The organism is Tepidicaulis sp. (assembly GCF_965222285.1).
In the GTDB taxonomy this organism is placed as follows: Bacteria; Pseudomonadota; Alphaproteobacteria; order Parvibaculales; family Parvibaculaceae; genus Tepidicaulis.
The window spans coordinates 1,350,489-1,367,919 of sequence record NZ_OZ244942.1 but is presented as its reverse complement, the minus strand read 5'-3'; the positions used below and the strand labels follow the sequence as shown (position 1 = coordinate 1,367,919).

General features: G+C 61.6%; 13 protein-coding genes. 6 read left to right on the top strand and 7 right to left on the bottom strand.

The features are described 5' to 3' along the window. Positions 1–57: 57 nt before the first annotated feature. The 3 genes from prfB to ACOQOT_RS06420 all read right to left on the bottom strand — a co-directional run bounded on the left by prfB (position 58) and on the right by ACOQOT_RS06420 (position 5,260). Positions 58–1,189 (bottom strand): peptide chain release factor 2 gene (gene prfB, locus ACOQOT_RS06430; protein ID WP_420561517.1). Its coding sequence is split into 2 segments (ribosomal slippage): positions 58–1,119 and positions 1,121–1,189, totalling 1,131 coding nucleotides; the frame shifts between segments, so codons are not numbered across the junction. Positions 1,190–1,306: 117 nt separating this feature from the next. Continuing rightward, a complete protein-coding gene (locus ACOQOT_RS06425; RefSeq protein WP_420561516.1) occupies positions 1,307–3,763 on the bottom strand; it encodes a penicillin-binding protein 1A in 2,457 nt (818 codons plus the stop codon). 222 nt (positions 3,764–3,985) lie between these two features. After that, positions 3,986–5,260 (bottom strand): N-acetylmuramoyl-L-alanine amidase, encoded by a 1,275-nt coding sequence (locus ACOQOT_RS06420; protein WP_420561515.1) that lies wholly within the window; start codon positions 5,258–5,260, stop codon positions 3,986–3,988. Between the two features lie 664 nt (positions 5,261–5,924). On the opposite strand from ACOQOT_RS06420, the gene ACOQOT_RS06415 reads away from it, so the two are divergent. Then, complete coding sequence (locus ACOQOT_RS06415; RefSeq protein ID WP_420561514.1) at positions 5,925–8,465, top strand: Rne/Rng family ribonuclease; 2,541 nt, start codon at positions 5,925–5,927, stop codon at positions 8,463–8,465. Between the two features lies 1 nt (position 8,466). On the opposite strand, the gene ACOQOT_RS06410 is transcribed toward ACOQOT_RS06415, so the two are convergent. Further along, on the bottom strand, positions 8,467–9,621 hold the full coding sequence (locus ACOQOT_RS06410) for a pyridoxal phosphate-dependent aminotransferase (RefSeq protein WP_420561513.1): 1,155 nt from the start codon (positions 9,619–9,621) through the stop codon (positions 8,467–8,469). A gap of 14 nt (positions 9,622–9,635) precedes the next feature. After that, positions 9,636–11,093: a gamma-glutamyltransferase gene (locus tag ACOQOT_RS06405; protein WP_420561512.1), complete on the bottom strand. Its 1,458-nt coding sequence runs from the start codon at positions 11,091–11,093 to the stop codon at positions 9,636–9,638. Between the two features lie 302 nt (positions 11,094–11,395). Between ACOQOT_RS06405 and ACOQOT_RS06400 the strand changes: the two genes are divergently transcribed. Together ACOQOT_RS06400 and ACOQOT_RS06395 are read left to right on the top strand one after the other, a co-directional pair. Next, the gene (locus tag ACOQOT_RS06400; RefSeq protein WP_420561511.1) at positions 11,396–12,730 is read left to right on the top strand and encodes a M48 family metalloprotease; all 1,335 of its coding nucleotides are present in this window, start codon (positions 11,396–11,398) and stop codon (positions 12,728–12,730) included. An 8-nt stretch (positions 12,731–12,738) separates the two neighbouring features. Then, on the top strand, positions 12,739–13,545 hold the full coding sequence (locus tag ACOQOT_RS06395; protein WP_420561510.1) for a DsbA family protein: 807 nt from the start codon (positions 12,739–12,741) through the stop codon (positions 13,543–13,545). Between the two features lie 81 nt (positions 13,546–13,626). Here ACOQOT_RS06395 and ACOQOT_RS06390 read toward each other — a convergent pair whose 3' ends face one another. Further along, the gene (locus tag ACOQOT_RS06390) at positions 13,627–14,439 is read right to left on the bottom strand and encodes a bifunctional sulfur carrier protein/thiazole synthase protein (protein ID WP_420561509.1); all 813 of its coding nucleotides are present in this window, start codon (positions 14,437–14,439) and stop codon (positions 13,627–13,629) included. Positions 14,440–14,488: 49 nt separating this feature from the next. After that, positions 14,489–14,689 (bottom strand): sulfur carrier protein ThiS, encoded by a 201-nt coding sequence (thiS, locus tag ACOQOT_RS06385; protein WP_420561508.1) that lies wholly within the window; start codon positions 14,687–14,689, stop codon positions 14,489–14,491. 388 nt (positions 14,690–15,077) lie between these two features. Between thiS and aroQ the strand changes: the two genes are divergently transcribed. Genes aroQ through accC form a run of 3 tightly spaced genes read left to right on the top strand, consistent with a single transcriptional unit; the run spans position 15,078 to position 17,430 of the window. Further along, complete coding sequence (aroQ, locus tag ACOQOT_RS06380; protein WP_420561507.1) at positions 15,078–15,563, top strand: type II 3-dehydroquinate dehydratase; 486 nt, start codon at positions 15,078–15,080, stop codon at positions 15,561–15,563. 59 nt (positions 15,564–15,622) lie between these two features. Then, positions 15,623–16,075 (top strand): acetyl-CoA carboxylase biotin carboxyl carrier protein, encoded by a 453-nt coding sequence (accB, locus tag ACOQOT_RS06375; RefSeq protein WP_420561506.1) that lies wholly within the window; start codon positions 15,623–15,625, stop codon positions 16,073–16,075. A gap of 14 nt (positions 16,076–16,089) precedes the next feature. Continuing rightward, positions 16,090–17,430 (top strand): acetyl-CoA carboxylase biotin carboxylase subunit, encoded by a 1,341-nt coding sequence (gene accC, locus ACOQOT_RS06370; RefSeq protein WP_420561505.1) that lies wholly within the window; start codon positions 16,090–16,092, stop codon positions 17,428–17,430. Position 17,431: the final 1 nt, after the last annotated feature.

Here is a 17,431-nt window from a genome sequence, read left to right as displayed (position 1 = left end):
GCAGCAGTAACAGGCTGGGAGACTTGAGGGCGGCGGTGTCAAACGCTCACAGCCGCCCTACTCGATATCTTCCACCTCGGAACTCGTGCCGTGCACCCGCGCGGCAAGCGCGGCGGCCATGAACTCGTCGAGCAGCGCGCCGTCGAGCATGCCTTGCGTGTTCGAGGTTTCCACCCCGGTGCGCAAATCCTTCACCATCTGATAGGGATGGAGCACATAAGAGCGGATCTGGTGGCCCCAGCCGATATCGGTTTTCGAGGCAGCTTCCGCATTCGCCGCATCTTCGCGCTTTTGCAGCTCGAGCTCATAAAGGCGCGCGCGCAGCATGTCCCAGGCGGCGGCCCGGTTCTTGTGCTGCGAGCGTTCGTTCTGACACTGCACCACAATGCCCGTGGGTACGTGGGTGATGCGCACGGCGCTGTCCGTCGTGTTGACGTGCTGACCGCCCGCGCCGCTCGCCCGGTAGGTATCGATGCGGCAATCGCTTTCATTGATATCGATATCGATGGAATCGTCGATCACCGGGAAGACCCAGACACTGGCAAAGCTCGTGTGCCGGCGCGCACTGGAATCGTAAGGCGAAATACGCACCAGCCGGTGCACGCCGGATTCCGTTTTCGCCCAGCCGTAAGCGTCCTGGCCCTTGATCAGCAGCGTGGCGGATTTGATGCCCGCTTCATCCCCGTCATGGCGCTCCAGAAGCTCGACTTTGAAGCCGCGCGCTTCCGCCCAGCGGGTATACATGCGCAGCAGCATGCTTGCCCAATCCTGGCTTTCTGTGCCGCCTGCGCCCGCATGAACTTCGAGATAAGTATCGTTGCCGTCCGCTTCCCCGGAAAGCAGCGTTTCCACCTCGCGCTTGGCGGCCAGATCGCGCGCCGCCATGAGAGCGGCTTCGGCGTCTTTGACGACCTGATCGTCCCCCTCGCTCTCGCCCATTTCGATGAGCTCGGTATTGTCGTTGAGATCCTGCTCGATCGCCAGATAGGCGTTCATGGATTCCTCAAGGCGCGTGCGCTCGCGCATCAGCGCCTGAGCTTCGGTGGGGTTGTTCCAGAAATCGGGGTCTTCGGCCTTGGCGTTCAGTTCGTCGAGGCGGCGCTGGGCACGATCCCAGTCAAAGATGCCTCCTCAGCAGCGCCAGCGAGCTTTTAATCTCGTCGACGACCACTTGGATTTCCGCACGCATGCGTGTCTCCTCAAGCTTTCCGAACGGTGGATACGTTTCGGGATGAAGCCGGAGATGTCCCGGCGAGGGCGGACCATAGGCATAAGCCCGCAGCCTGTAAAGACGGGAGCCCCGTTTCTAGTAGAGCCCGCCCGTTCCTGCGCCAAGCGACACATCGGGCTGGCCTTCGGTGTAAACGCCCTCGCCGCCGATCGCGCTGTAAGGCGCAGCTTCAGGCTGGGAGGGCTCGGTGCCGTCACGGAAGGCTTCCAGAATCACGTTGTCGTCGCCCGGCTGGGCAATCTGCCCGGTCTTGGCATTGACACGCACGAGATTGACGCCCGAAGGAATACGGAACGGCACGCCCGGCTCATCGCCGATGGCCGCCTGCATGAAATCCCGGAAGATGGGCGCCGCAACACCGCCGCCCGTTTCCCCCTTGCCCATGGGCTTGGGCTCATCGAAACCGACAAAGACGCCGACGGCGAGGTTCGGGGAAAAACCCACGAACCAAGCATCGCGCTCGTCATTGGTGGTGCCGGTCTTGCCCGCCAGCGGCACGCCGACGGAGGCAACCGTGCGGCCCGTGCCCCGCTGCACCACGCCTTCGAGCATCGAGACGACCTGATAGGCGGTTTGCGGGGAAATCACCTGCTCGCGCAGATCGGGCAGTTCCGGCGGCTCCTGGCCCTTCCATTCCTGCGCATCGCATTTCTCGCAAACCTTCTTTTCATGGCGGTAAATTGTGCGGCCCCAGCGGTCCTGAATACGGTCGACCAATGTGGGCTCAATCTGCTTGCCGCCATTGACCAGCATCGCATAGGCCGTGGTCATATCGAGAAGCGTGGTTTCGCCCGCCCCGAGCGCCATGGAAAGCACCGGCGGCATATTATCCGTCACGCCGAAGCGCTCGGCATAATCCACCACCTTGTCCATGCCGATATTCTGCGCGAGGCGCACGGTCATGACGTTCCGGGACTTTTCGATACCAAGGCGCAAGGTAGAGGGACCATAGAAGCGGTTGCCGTAGTTTTCCGGCTTCCAGAGCGCAAGGCCCGGCCCCTGATCCATCACGAAAGGCGCATCGAGAATGAGGCTCGAGGGCGTAAAGCCGGAATCGAGGGCCGCGGCATAGACGAAGGGCTTGAAAGAGGAGCCCGGCTGGCGCTTGGCCTGCACAGCGCGGTTGAACTCGGAAAGCTCGAAACTGAAGCCGCCTTCCATCGCCAGGATACGGCCCGTATGCGGGTCGAGCGCAACCACCGCGCCGTTTACCTTCGGGACCTGGCGCAGCACATATTTGCCTTCTTCGCCGTCCAGCGGCTCGACAAAGACGATGTCGCCCACGGAAAGCACATCGGCAGGCTTGCCTACTTCAGGTCCCAGCGCGTTTTCGCTCTTATATTCGCGCGCCCATTTCATTTCGCTGAGCGGAATGGTGCCGGTCACGACGTCTTCGGAGAAGGAGCCGGAAATCAGTTTTTCCGGGCGCAGGCCGATCTTGACGCTTTTCTCGTTCAGCCCCACAACGGCGGCAAGGGTCCAGGGGGCGATATCACCCGCCAGTTCGATCTCGGAAAGCGCTTTGTGCCAGTTTTCACCCGGCTCCAGCTTGCCCACCGGGCCGCGCCAGCCATGGCGGCGGTCATAGGCGACAAGCCCCTCGCGCAGCGCCTTGCGGGCCGCGGCCTGCAGCTCGGGATCGAGCGTCGTGCGCACGGAAAGCCCGCCTTCATAAAGACGCTCTTCGCCGTAACGGTCGTAAAGCTCACGGCGCACTTCCTCGACGAAGAAATTCGCATCGACAAGCTGCGCGCCGAAGGGCCGCGGCGTCACCACCAGATCCTCGCCCCGCGCTTCGGAGGCCTCAAAGGAGGTCACGAAACCGTTTTCTTCCATCCGGCCGATCACCCAGTTGCGCCGGGCAATGGCGCGCTCGCGCTGGCGGAAGGGGTGATAATTGTTCGGCGCTTTGGGCAGCGCAGCCAGATAAGCTGCTTCTGCAACAGTGAGTTGGTCCAGTGACTTACCAAAATAGTTCAAGGCGGCAGCTGCCACGCCGTAAGAGCCGAGGCCGAGATAAATCTCATTGAGATAAAGCTCGAGGATCTGCTGCTTGGAGAAAGCTTCCTCGATCCGCAGGGCAAGCAGCGCTTCTTTCAGCTTGCGCTCGACGGTGACATCGGAGCTGAGGAGAAAGTTCTTCGCTACCTGCTGCGTGATGGTCGAGGCGCCCTGCAGGCGGCGGTCATTGATGATATTGCCGATATTGGTCAGCACCGCACGCATCACGCCCTGGGCGTCGATGCCGTCATGCTGATAGAAATTCTTGTCCTCGGCGGCCAGGAACGCGTTGATCACGTGGGGCGGAATGGCCTCGATCGGCACATAAAGACGGCGCTCGCGGGCATATTCGGCGATCAGGCCCCCGTCACCGGCATGCACACGGGTCATCACAGGCGGCTCGTAGCGGGCCAGATGATCGTAATCGGGCAGGTCGTTCGACAACCGCCAGATCATATAGACCCCCGCCAGGGCGCCGCCGACAAGCAGCACCAGCGCTGTGGCACTCAAAACCGCGAAAACTCTTAGCATGCGTGTACGCCTAGCCCCCTTCCGCGCGTTCCCCTCTTTGCGGGCCGCGCGGCGCCGTTGCCGATCACTATAGTGCTTTACCATGCTCTCGCCCATGCGGGAGAGAGATTGGCGCAATTTTACGAACAATTTGATGCCTCATGGTTAACAAAGGCGCCGAATTGTCCTGCTTTTAGCGGCGAAATGTGGCTGACAAATGACCGGCTCTAAGACAGCCGGGCGCTACTGAGCCGGACCCGCATAAACCCCTTCGGCATAGCGATCGCCGAAATAACTATCCACAGCCCGCACCAGACTGCCCGCCACCTTGGTGCGCCAGGACGCCGACATGAGGTTCTTCTCATCGGAGCGGTTGGTCAGGAAGCCGAGCTCCACCAGCACGGAAGGCACGTCCGGCGCCTTGAGCACGCGGAAGCCGGCAAAGCGGTGCGTGCGCTGAAGCAGCGTGGTGGATTTACCTGCATGATCAACGACTTTGCGGGCAAAGTTCGCAGAAAAGTTCTTCGTCTCCCGCTGCGCGAGATCGATCAGAATGTCCGTCACTTCCCCCGGCTCGCCGTAAAGATCGACCCCGGCAATCACGTCGGAGAGGTTTTCCTTGCGGGCCAGTTCCGCCGCTTCCTTGTCCGAGGAGGTTTCGGAAAGCGTGTAAACGGACATCCCGCGCACGTTCCCCCTGCCTACCGCATCCGCGTGGATGGAAATGAAGAGATCCGCCTTGTGCTGGCGGGCAATCGCGACACGCTGGCGCAGCGGAATGAAGCGGTCCGTATCGCGGGTCAGGCGCACGTGATAACGCCCGGTTGCGGCGAGCTGGCGATGCAATTCTTTGGCGAAGGCCAGCACCACGTCTTTCTCCTGGACCCCGGTCGAGCCATGGGTGCCCGGATCGACGCCGCCATGGCCCGGATCGATGACGACCACGCGCTTGGTGTCCTGGGCAGGCTGCACCGGGACCGGCGTCTGCACGGGCGGCTTGACCGCAGGCTGGGAGGGCCATTCGCGTCCCTGCAGGAAGGCGCTGCGTGTCGTCTCCGTCAGGTCGATCACGATGCGGTAGCCGAAGCCGCTTTGCGGATCGAGAGCGAAATCCTTGGAAATGGCGACCGGCACCTTGGTGTCGATGACGATGCGCGACTGCCCGGACTGGAAAAGCCCGTAGCGGTAGCCATTGATGAAACCGCGCCCTTCCTGGCCTGCGCCTTGGGGCAGGTTGAACTCAACCTCCGGCAGGTCGATGACCACCCGGTAAGGGTCCGCGAGCGTGAAAGTCTTGTGTTTGACGGGCTGGGCAAGTTCGATGACGAAACGGGTGCTTTTGCCGTGATCGCCGAGACGCACGCTGTTGACGGCCGGCGAGGTGCCGAGCGCGGCAGGCACAGGCGCCTCCGCCCTTACGGCCACTTGCCCCGCCACAAGGGCGAAAAAAGCGGCAGCAAGGAAAAGAATCACTTTCCCCCATGATGCGGCAGCTTTGGCCGAAACCCCATCCATCATGCCTACTCAGAATCCCTGCAACCGAGACCACACCTAACTGCCGGTCCCCAAACGATATTCTCAATTCGCCTGGATATCCGGCTACTTTGCGGGAATTTAACCAAATATCAATGGAGAAATGGTTAATACGGAACGGCCTGCTCCGGGCGCTGCCTGCCAATGCAGCTTGCCAAGTCGAAGCGGGTAACGGTAAAACGAGTACCGGTAGAAGACCTCCGGCAGGAGAGACAGTGATTCCTCTCCCTCGAAAGCCGGTTCCGATCCGTCTCCAATAGGAAAACGGTCCCTTCGGAACAGTTTGTCTCAGCCATGTGAAAACCAGGCCCATCGGCCGGGGTTCACACCAGAAAGAATTCGCCACGCGCCCGGCGATTAAGGGGCGCGGGAGCCAAGAGAATGCACGAGGCGCATATAATAACGACAACAGCGACCCCGGAGATGCGGTGCCTGGCAATAACAATGCCCCGCCCGTCCCGCAGGATCGCTTTGCCGTCGGCCCTCGGCACTTCACCCTTAAACACCACTCCGGATCGCCGCGCGCCCGCAGAACGGACGCGACACAAGGCCTTTATCCGGAACCATACAATCGGCGCCGCCTCCTCCCGCCGCGGGTTAACGACCACGCGCGAAGAGTTCCCAGGCCGGCGTCGCGGAGAAGAATTTAATGGGAAGCAAAATGTTGATCGACGCGGCCCACCCGGAAGAAACCCGGGTGGTGGTCGTGAACGGCAATCGAGTCGACGAATTTGATTTTGAATCGGAAACCAAAAAACAGCTTCGCGGGAACATTTATCTCGCACGTGTAACCCGGGTAGAACCCTCGCTGCAGGCAGCCTTTGTCGAATATGGCGGCAACCGGCACGGTTTCCTTGCGTTCAGCGAAATCCACCCGGACTATTATCAGATCCCGGTGGCTGACCGCGAAGCGCTGCTCAAGCAATATTACGAAGAAGAGCGCCGCGAGGAGGAAGAGGAAGACTCTTCTGAAAAAAGCGGCGAGGAAAATGCCGAGAGCGCTGCTGGCGAAGAAGCAGAAAGCGCGTCCGCCGAACAGGACGGCGAAGAAGACAGCGACCTGGAAAATGACGGCGAAGCCGTTGCCTCCGACGACACGATTGAAGACGTCGGCGCTGGCGATGCGCTGGAAGAAATTTCCGCCAAGAAAGAGCGCCGCAGCCAGCGCTCCTACAAAATTCAGGAAGTCATCAAGCGCCGCCAGATCCTGCTTGTGCAGGTCGTCAAAGAAGAGCGCGGCAACAAGGGCGCGGCGCTGACGACGTATCTTTCACTTGCCGGGCGCTACTGCGTGCTGATGCCGAACACCGCGCGCGGCGGCGGCATCTCCCGCAAGATCACCAATGCGGCCGACCGCAAGCGCCTGAAAAGCGTGACCGGCGCGCTGGACGTGCCGGAAGGCATGGGCCTGATCGTGCGCACCGCCGGCGCTCAGCGCACCAAGGCCGAAATCAAGCGCGACTTCGAATATCTGCTGCGGCTTTGGGAGACAGTGCGCGAGCGCACGCTGGAATCCATCGCCCCCTGCCTCGTTTATGAGGAAGGCAGCCTGATCAAGCGCTCGATCCGCGATCTTTACAACAAGGACATCGACACCGTTCAGGTGGAAGGCGAGGAAGGCTACCGCGAGGCGAAAGACTTCATGCGCATGCTCATGCCGAGCCATGCCAAGAAGGTGCAGCCTTACAAGGAGAACCATCCCCTCTTCCAGCGCCATCAGGTGGAACAGCAGCTCGATGCGATGTTCAGCCCGATCGTGACGCTGAAATCGGGCGGCTATCTGGTGATCAACCAGACCGAAGCGCTGGTCTCCATCGACATCAACTCGGGCCGCTCCACCAAGGAACGGAATATCGAGGCGACGGCGGTCAAAACCAACCTGGAAGCGGCGGAAGAAATCGCCCGCCAGCTGCGCCTGCGCGACCTTGCCGGTCTCATCGTGATCGACTTCATCGACATGGAAGAGAACCGGAACAACCGGGCCGTCGAGCGCAAAATGAAAGACTGCCTGAAGATGGACCGCGCCCGCATTCAGGTGGGCCGCATCAGTCATTTCGGGCTTCTGGAAATGTCGCGCCAGCGCATGCGCACGGGCGTGCTCGAAGGCTCGACCATGCAGTGCCCGACCTGTCAGGGCGCAGGCATCATCCGCTCGGTTGAATCGAAAGCGCTGCACGTACTGCGTGAGATCGAGGCGGAAGCCATCAAGGGCCGCGCTCCGGCGCTCACCGCCCGCGTGCCCGACCAGGTGGCGCTTTACATTCTCAACCAGAAGCGCGGCCACCTGCTTGAAATCGAAGAGCGCTACGGCCTTTCTATCTACGTGGAAAGCGATCCGGAGCTTGGCCCCGATGCCCACCGCATCGAAGCGGCAAGTGCGCGCGAGCTGACCCGTAAATCCGCCGAAGCCAAAGCAGCCGATTCCAAAGCCATCAGCTACGACATGGCCTATGCCGATGAGGCGGATGCCGATATCGCGGATGAGGACGAGGAAAGCGACGAGGAACAGGTCAGCGCGCAGGGCGACGACGATCAGCCCAAGAAAAAGCGCCGCCGCCGCCGCCGCAAACCTTCCCGCAAGGATGGCGAGGAAGAAGGCACGCAGGACGAGGACAGCTCCGAGAGCGCCGACAATGGCGAGAGCGAGGAGAACGAAGACAAGAGCAGCGGCGAGGACGGCGATACCGATGAAGACGGTAAGCCGAAGCGCCGCCGCCGCCGTGGCCGCCGGGGCGGCCGCCGCAACCGCCAGAAGCGCGAGGGGTCGGACGAAAACTCGGGCGACAATGATAATGACGGCGCTAATAGCGGCGAGAGCGAGAGCAGCGAAAACGGCCAGTCCAGCGAGACGCCTGCGGAAGAAAATGAAGGCGGCGAAACACCGCTTGCCGCCAGTGCCGATGGGGAAAGCGAACCGCCTGTGCTCGTTTCCTACACCAGCAGCGCGGAAGCGGTAGAAGAAGCAGCCGACACACCTGCCGCCGAAGCGGTGGTCGAAACGCCGGCCCCTGAGGCTGAGGCTGAGGCTGCGGCTGAGGTTGAAGTTGAGGCGGAAGCTGCAGAAGAACCGGAACCAGAAATGGCGGAAACCGCCGCTACTGGTGAGGCTGAACAGGCCGAGGAAGAAGCTGCGGAAAGCAAACCGCGCAACCGCAAGCGCGGCTGGTGGCAGCGCAAGACGGGCGGCTAAGTCAGAGCCAGGCTTTCAGGCGGCGGACGGCTTCGGCCATGTCCGCCTCCGCCCCCGCATAAGAAAAGCGGACGAATTTGTGGCCGCGCACCGGATCGAAATCGAGCCCCGGTGTGGCGGCCACTTTCGCTTCGTGCAGCATGCGCTTGCAGAAATCGATCGCACCGTCCGTCAGGTTCGAGACATCCGCGTAAAGATAAAAAGCCCCGTCCGCAGGCGCGATATGGGTAATGCCGACATCCGGCAGCCCTTCGAGCAGGATATTGCGGTTGCGCGCATAACCCGCCACGCGCCGGTCGAGCTCGGGCTGCGCATCGAAGGCGGCCATGGCGGCAATCTGCGAGAGGCTGGGCGCGGAGATGAAAAGGTTCTGCGCCAGCCGTTCGATGGTGCGCGTCACACGCGGCGGGACGGCGAGCCAGCCGAGCCGCCAGCCCGTCATGCAGTAATATTTCGAGAAGCTGTTGACCACGATGACATGATCGCCCTTCCCTGCCGCGCTGACCGCGCGCTGGTTGAAGGTGATACCGTGATAAATCTCATCCGAGATGAACCAGCGCCCATGAGACTCGCAATCAGCAATGAGCGCGCCCAGCGTTTCGGGCGACTGCATGGTGCCTGTCGGATTGGCGGGGCTTGCCACCATGATACCGGCAAGGGGCCCGTGCTTTTTTTCCGCGTCCTGCACGAGATCGACGGTGAGCTGCCAGCCTGTCTCGGGGCCGACGGGAATACCCACCGCCTCGACGCCAAGTGCCTTTAGAATGTTCCGGTAGGCCGGATAGCCGGGCTCGGCGAGCCCCACTTTATCCCCCGTCTCAAAACACGCGGTGAACGAGAGAATGAAGCCGCCGGAGGACCCCGGCGTGACGATCACATCCGCCGCGTCGGGCCCATGGCCATAAGCTTCCTGATAATGGCGGGCGATGCGGGCTTTGAGCGCGGGCATGCCGAGCGCATCTGTATAGGCAAGCCTGTCGGCTTCCAGCGCATGGGCGGCGGCTTTGCGGATTTCATCCGGGGCGGCAAGCGCGGGCTGGCCCACCTCCAGGCGCATGATGTCTTCACCCGCCGCGCTTAAGGCATTGGCGTCGCGCATGATGTCCATGGCGAGAAACGCCGCCACATCGCTTCGTTGAGAAAGCTGCGACACCATACTGCTCCGGTTGGTCAGTTCCCTGCCGAAATCGCCTCAAGGCCGAGCCCCGCGCCTTTCGGATCGACACCGAAGGCACATTCGTTCGCCCCGCGCGGCAGACCTTGCGGACAAACCAGCGCATTGACGCGCGGGTCCGGACCCGGATGGGCGTTTTCAAGCGCGTTTGCCAGCGGCGCGGACCCATCAATCAGCGTTTCCTTCAGCACTTTTTGCACCGAAGCCGTGGCCACCGGCCCGCCTGCTGAAGCCCCCGCAAAGAAAAGGTTATTGGTGAAACGGTTCGTCACCAGCACCGGCGACAGAAATGCGCCGGCAAGCCCCGCGACAGGCGCGGCGGGCGATTTGGCGAGCACAATGCCCGTGCCGCGCGCCACCTTGCCAGTGCCGAAGGGGCCGTTATCCGTGACGCCGCAGGCCACCGCATCGCCGTTACCCGTCGCCACGACGAAAGAGGTCGAGCCCATATCGTCGGGAATGGCGCCGGGCGCGCCGAGCGCCTCTGCCGTCTGGCGGGCCGCGGCCAGCGCATCCACATTGCCTGCGGCCACTTTCCGCCAAAGCTGAGCGGAAAAAGCACCGGCACCGAGCGCCGCGCTCGGCAAGTGCAGATATTCATTGTCCATTTCGATGCGCTGGGAAATGGCGACCGTCGGGCGGTAGTTCTGCAAATCTTCCGCCGAGAGCCCCGCCCCCACCGCTTGGGCGGCATCGGCAAAAGTGCGCGCTTCTTTCGAGGCGTAAAGCCCGGCCGGCCCGCGCGAGCGCACCAGCGCCAGCGAGGCGGCAAGCTGCGGCAGCGTCACCATTTCATGTTCGGCAAGCGGCTGCCCGGCCCGGTTCAAATAAGAAGCGGCAAGCTCAGGGTCGCCGCGCAGGAGACCGGCATTTTCCACCAGCCGCTGCGCGCTGGCGCGGGTCAGTTTGAACCCCGTGGCCGCCATGGTTTCCGCAGGCGAGACGAGTTCCGCCCAGGCAAGGCGCCCGAAGCGGGCATGCATGACCGAGAAGCCGCGCACATTACCCGGAATGGCCGCTTCCCCGCCGCTCAACGTTTGCCGGGGCAGGAAATCGACGCTTTCCGTCGTGCCTTTTTCAGAATCATGCACGAGGCAGATGCCGCCGCCGCCCAGCGAAGCAGAGGCGGGATACGTCACCGAGAGCGTGAAATAGAGCGCCGTTGCCGCGTCCACCGCATTGCCGCCCTTTTCCAGAATGTCGCGGGCAACGAGCGAGGCATGGGGTTCTTCGGAAAGCACCACCCCGCCTAAAACGCCGCCTTCGGCGCCCGACAGACGGCCTGAAAAAGCCCGGTCCGAGCGGCCGGGGCTGACGCCCGAGGCGCTGGTGCCCAGCGGCGTGCCAACCGAGGGCTCGCTTTCGCCAAACATGCCGCAACCCGACAGAGCCAAACTCAAGGAGCCGGCCAGCACAGCCGAACAGACGGATTTCACAGTTTTTTGCATTCTCATGGACACCGGTTTTCTCTTCACTCGCTGGGCTTTCTTCTTAACGGTCATTGGCGGAGCGGTCCAGTTATCTGCGTAACACGGGCGGCAAGACGAGGCGGGGAAGAAAAGGGAACAAAGTTTAGCCAGAATTGCTTGCTGTAGTTCTTGCGACGGGCGCCGGAGTGGCCAGATAAGGCAAGAAGCGCTCAAATTGACGCGCCTGCGGGGCCCGCCTAGCTTTAAGCTGGAATCAGTTGGAAGGCCATTGCGTCCCGCGCGCTTCCGGCTTATGCGGCATAACGGTGAGAGAGTTGGTAAGACCCATGATGACATCACGCCTTCGCGGCAGCTTTCCGCTTCTCGCCATCGCTCTGCTCGCCCTGACGGTGTTTGCCGGGCCGGCCCATGCCATCGGCCTTATCCGCGATGCGGAAACCGAGCATATCATCCGCAAATATTCCGAGCCGATTTTCCGCGCCGCCGGGCTCAACCCCAATGCGATTTCCATTCATATCGTCAACGATAACAGCCTCAACGCTTTCGTGGCGGGCGGCCAGCGCATGTTCGTCAATACCGGCATGATCCGCCGGGCCGACTCGCCCAACATGCTGATCGGCGTGATCGCGCACGAAACCGGCCATATCGCGGGCGGCCACCTCGTCACGCGGCGCAATGCCATCGAGGGCAATACGGCTGCCGCCATCCTCTCCTTCGTGCTCGGCATTGGCGCGGTTGCGGCGGGCGCGGGCGATGTGGGCGGCGCGATCCTGGCAGGCGGCACTTCCGTCGCGCAGCGCAACATTCTCGAATATACCCGCGTGCAGGAAGCAGCCGCCGACCAGGCGGCGATGACCTATCTCAATCAGGTCGGCTGGTCGGGCCGCGGCCTCGTTAAAACCTTCGAACTTTTCCGCGGCTATGAAGTGCTCTCCTCGCGCCAGCAGGACCCTTATCTGCGCAGCCACCCGCTTTCCAGCGAACGTTTGAGCTCGCTTGAAGACCGGGTCGAGAATTCTCCTTACAAGGACCGCAAGGACCCGAACGACTGGCAATTCGACCATGACATGGTGCGCGCGAAACTGGCCGGCTTTCTGGACCGCCCCGCCGTCACCTTCCGCCGCTACCCCAAGAGCGATCAAAGCGCCCCTGCCCGCTATGCGCGCGCCGTCGCCCATCACCATGCCAGCGATCTTAGCAAGGCGCTGACGGAGATCAGCTCGCTCGTCGAAGAATATCCGGACAATCCCTTCCTCTGGGAGCTGAAGGGCCAGATCCTTTTTGAAAGCGGCAAGGCACGTGAGGCGGTTGCCCCTTACGAGAAGTCCGTCGAGCTTCTGGGCGACTCGCCGCTGCTGCGCGTCGGCCTTGCCCAGGCCATGCTGGCGACGGAAGACCCTTCGCTCACCAAGCCCGCCGTCGAGCATCTGGAAAAATCGCTGCGCTACGACCGGGAAAACTCTTTCGCTTTCCATCAGCTGGCAATGGGTTATTCACGCCTTGGTGATAAGCCTTTGGCAGACTTGGCCACCGCAGAACGGTACTATTTGACCGGCGATCTCAGGCAGGCCAAGCAGCACGCCTACCGCGCACAGGAAGGCCTGCCGGAAGGCACGCCGAACTGGCTGCGCGCGCAAGACATTCTGAATTCAAAAGGGTAACCCGGTTCATGACACACTCTGTTGCTTCTCCCACGAAACGCCTGCCGCTTTATCTGGCGGCTTTTATCGGTGCGCTGAGCGTGGCCGGTGTTCTCTTCGTGGCCGAATCCATGGCAGCGGACAGCAGCAAACCGGTGCGCGAGGCAGCCGTTTCGAAAGAACAGGCCGAGATCGAAAAGATCGTGCGCGAATATATTCTGCGCGAGCCGGAAATCCTGCTCGAAGCGCTGACCATTCTGGAAGAACGGCAAGCCGCTTCAGCCGATATGGAACAGCAGCGCCAGATCGCGGAAAATGCCGACGCGCTTTACTATGACCCCAATTCCTTCGTTGCCGGTAACCCGGACGGCGATGTGACGATCGTGGAGTTCTTCGATTATCAGTGCGGTTATTGCAAACGTTCCGTGCAGCGCGTCATGAACGTGCTTGAGGAAGACGGCAATGTGCGCCTCGTCCTGAAAGAATTTCCGATCCTCGGCGAAACCTCGGTCTTCGCCTCGCGCGCCGCCATCGCCGCCATTCCGCAGGGCAAATATATGGACCTGCATGTGGCGATGCTGAAATCCAAAGGCGAGCTGACGGAAGGCCGCGTCCTGCGCATGGCCGAAGAAGTCGGCATCGATGTCGAACGGCTGAAGAAGGACATGAAAGACGCCCGGGTGAGCGAAACCATTGAAGCCAATTACGACATGGCCCGCCTCATCGGCGTTGAAGGCACACCCGCCTTCATCATCGGCACCACCTTCGCCCCCGGCGCCATCGACAAGGAAGAGATGACGCGCCTCATCGAAGAAGCCCGCGCCAGCGCGTCTTAAGGCGCAAGAGAATTCCCAAGCAAAAAGCCGGAGGCTCCCTGCCCCCGGCTTTTTCTTTGTCTGTTTTCGCTCCACCCGCCCTTAAATCAGCCCGGCGAGCGGGGAGCTGGGGTCGGCATATTTCTTCCGGGGCATGCGGCCGGCGAGATAGGCATCGCGCCCCGCCTGGACGGCGTATTTCATGGCGCGCGCCATGCGGATCGGGTCCTTGGCTTCGGCGATGGCGGTGTTCATCAGAACGCCGTCGCAGCCGAGCTCCATGGCGATGGCCGCGTCAGACGCCGTGCCGACGCCTGCATCCACCAGCACCGGCACGCTCGATTGTTCGATGATGAGGCGGATATTGACCGGGTTTTGGATGCCGAGGCCAGAACCGATGGGCGCGGCAAGCGGCATGATCGCGCAGCAGCCCATATCTTCCAGCTTCTTGGCCATGATCGGATCGTCCGAGCAATAGACCATGACATCGAACCCGTCTTTCAGCAGCATCTCGGCAGCTGTCAGCGTTTCGGCCATGTCGGGATAAAGCGTTTTTTGATCGCCCAGCACTTCGAGCTTCACAAGGTTCCAGCCGCCCGCCTCGCGTGCAAGGCGCAGCGTGCGCACGGCATCCTGGCCGGTAAAACATCCGGCGGTGTTCGGCAGATAGGTGATTTTTTTCGGGTCCACATAATCCATCAGCATAGGCTGATTGGGATCGGAGACATTGACGCGGCGCACCGCCACGGTGACGATTTCCGCGCCCGATGCTTCGATGGCGGCGGCGGTCTCGTCGAAATCCTTATATTTGCCGGTTCCGACGATCAGCCGCGAGGTGAAGCGGCGGCCCGCCACCTGAAAACTGTCTTCGCCTTGTCCGGCGCTCTGCGCGCCGCTGATTGCCGCCTCGGCCATAACTCAGCTCCTTTGGCTCAACTCTCATTACCGCCTGCGCGGGGCTTATTCAGCCGCCGCCGACGAAATGCACGATCTCGATTCGGTCGCCTTCTTCCAGCAGCACCTCGTCATAGGCCGAATGAGGCACGATTTCGAGATTGCGCTCCACCGCCACTTTGCGCCCTTCAAGCCCGAGATGACTCAAAAGTCCTTCGACGCTGAGCGCGCTGTCCAGATCGCGTGGCTCGCCATTGAGGATAATCTGCATGCAAATTCCGGTCTTCGAGCCGCTTTCCCCTGCGTTTCACGCTTGCGTTCGCTGGGGCCGTCATTCTGGCCCCTGCTCCCGCGCGCTGGAAAAGAGCCCGGAAAAGGTCTTGGATCGCCCCCACATGTCTTCAGGGCCGTGAGGCGGATATTGGTTAAAGAAGGCGGCGCGTCAAGGCAATGCTTTCCGCAGCCTTCTGCATTGCGTATAACATTTTCCAACCCTTGAGTCGGGGCCAAAAGCGGCCTTTTCCGGTCATATTTTGGCCTCTTTGCGCTCATAGACCCGGCGCTTGCCGGAGCGGGGCGAACGTGCCAAGAAAGCCTTACGAATGGCGGCGCGGCGCACCGGCCCGTCAAATGCCGCCCATCGACGCCCGGGAGCACCCATGGCCACGTCCAAGAAGACACCGCCGAAGAAGACGGCCGCCGCCAAAGGGCCGATTTATGTGCTGAACGGCCCCAATCTCAACCTGCTGGGTAAGCGGGAGCCGGAGATTTATGGCCGCGAGGGCCTCTCGGGTGTGGAAAAGCGCGTCAAGGAGCGGGCCGCCGCGCTCGGCCATAAGGTCGATTTCCGGCAGACGAATTCGGAAGGCGAACTCATCACCTGGATCCAGGAAGCAGGCGCCAAGGGCGCCGGGATCGTGATCAACCCCGCCTCCTACAGCCATACCTCGATCGGCCTGCACGATGCGATTGCGGCCATCGACATTCCGGTTGTTGAAGTTCACATCTCCAACATCCATAAACGGGAAGCCTTCAGGCACCATTCCTATGTTTCTTCCGTGGCGCTCGGCGTGATTTGCGGGCTTGGTCCGCTCGGCTACGAGCTTGCGCTGGAAGCATTGGCACAGGCACTGAAAAAGGCCTAAGACAACAAGACACCAACGAGACAAGTTTCAGGGATAAAGGGCGGGGTTTCAAACGAGCCATGACCAAAAAGAGTATCGATCAGGAATTGATCCGCGAATTGGCCGATCTGCTGAAAGAAACCGATCTGACCGAGATCGAGGTTGAAGCGGAAGACGTGAAAATTCGTGTGGCGCGGCAGATCAACGCCCAGGTTTCCGTCGGCCATGCGCCGGCTGCGGCGCCTGCACCGGCTGCAGCCCCCGCCGCGGCCCCGGCGAAGACGGAAGGCGGCGCACCTGCCGGCGCCGTGCCCTCGCCCATGGTCGGCACGGCCTACATGGCGCCCGAACCCGGCGCTGCAGCATTCGTTCAGGTCGGCAGCCGCGTCAATGCAGGCGACACCTTGCTGATCATCGAAGCGATGAAGACGATGAACCAGATCCCCGCTCCCAGGGCAGGTACCGTAACCCAAATCCTCGTGGAAGATGGCATGCCGGTTGAATACGGCGAACCGCTCCTGGTCATCGAGTGAGGGGAGGCTCCCCGATGTTTGAAAAGGTTCTCATCGCCAACCGCGGTGAAATCGCGCTCCGTGTCCACCGGGCTTGCCAGGAGATGGGCATTTCCACGGTGGCGATCCATTCCACGGCCGACGAAAACGCCATGCATGTGCGTCTCGCCGATGAAAGCGTGTGCATCGGCCCGCCTTCGGCGACCGACAGCTATCTGAATATCCCTGCCATTATCTCCGCTTGCGAGATCACGGGCGCGGATGCGGTGCATCCGGGCTACGGTTTTTTGTCCGAGAATGCCCGCTTCGCCGACATTCTGGACGAGCACGGCATCACCTTTATCGGTCCGTCGGCGGAACATATCCGCCTGATGGGCGACAAGATCGCCGCCAAGACCACGGTGAAACGGCTCGGCATTCCCGTCGTGCCGGGTTCGGACGGCGCGGTGACGAACGATGTCGAAGCCAAGGCGATTGCCGAGGAGATCGGTTTTCCCGTTCTCGTGAAAGCGGCAGCCGGCGGCGGCGGGCGCGGCATGAAAGTGGCGCGCAACGCCAAGGAACTGCCCCACGCCCTTTCCAATGCGCGCACGGAGGCAAAAGCCGCCTTCGGGGACGATGCGCTTTACATGGAAAAATATCTCGGCCAGCCGCGCCATATCGAGGTGCAGGTGATCGCCGACAGCCACGGTAATGTGGCGCATATGGGTGAGCGCGACTGCTCCTTGCAGCGCCGCCACCAGAAAGTGTTGGAAGAAGCGCCCTCTCCCGCCCTCAACGCCGAAGCGCGCGCGAAAATCGGCGATATCGTTGCCAACGCCATTGAAGGGCTCGGTTATCTAGGTGTCGGCACTGTCGAGTTTCTTTATGAGAACGGCGAGTTCTATTTCATCGAAATGAACACGCGCCTGCAGGTGGAACATCCGGTTACGGAAATGATCACCGGCATCGATTTGGTGCGCGAGCAGATCCGTATTGCCGCGGGCATGGAAATGTCCTTCCGCCAGGAAGACGTCACTTTCACCGGCCATGCCATCGAATGCCGCATCAACGCGGAGAACGCGCGCACCTTCGTGCCGTCTCCCGGCACGATCCGCGATTTCCACACGCCGGGCGGGCTGGGCGTACGCGTCGATTCCGGGGCCTATGGCGGCTACCGCATTCCGCCTTACTATGACAGCCTCATTGGCAAGCTGATCGTACATGGGCGCAACCGCAACGAATGCCTGATGCGCCTGCGCCGTTCGCTGAACGAGTTCGTGGTTGACGGGGTGGACACCACCATTCCGCTCTTCAAGGATCTCATCAACGAGCCGGACTTCATGAACGGCGATTATCACATTCACTGGCTTGAGGATTTCCTTGCCAAGCTCTGAG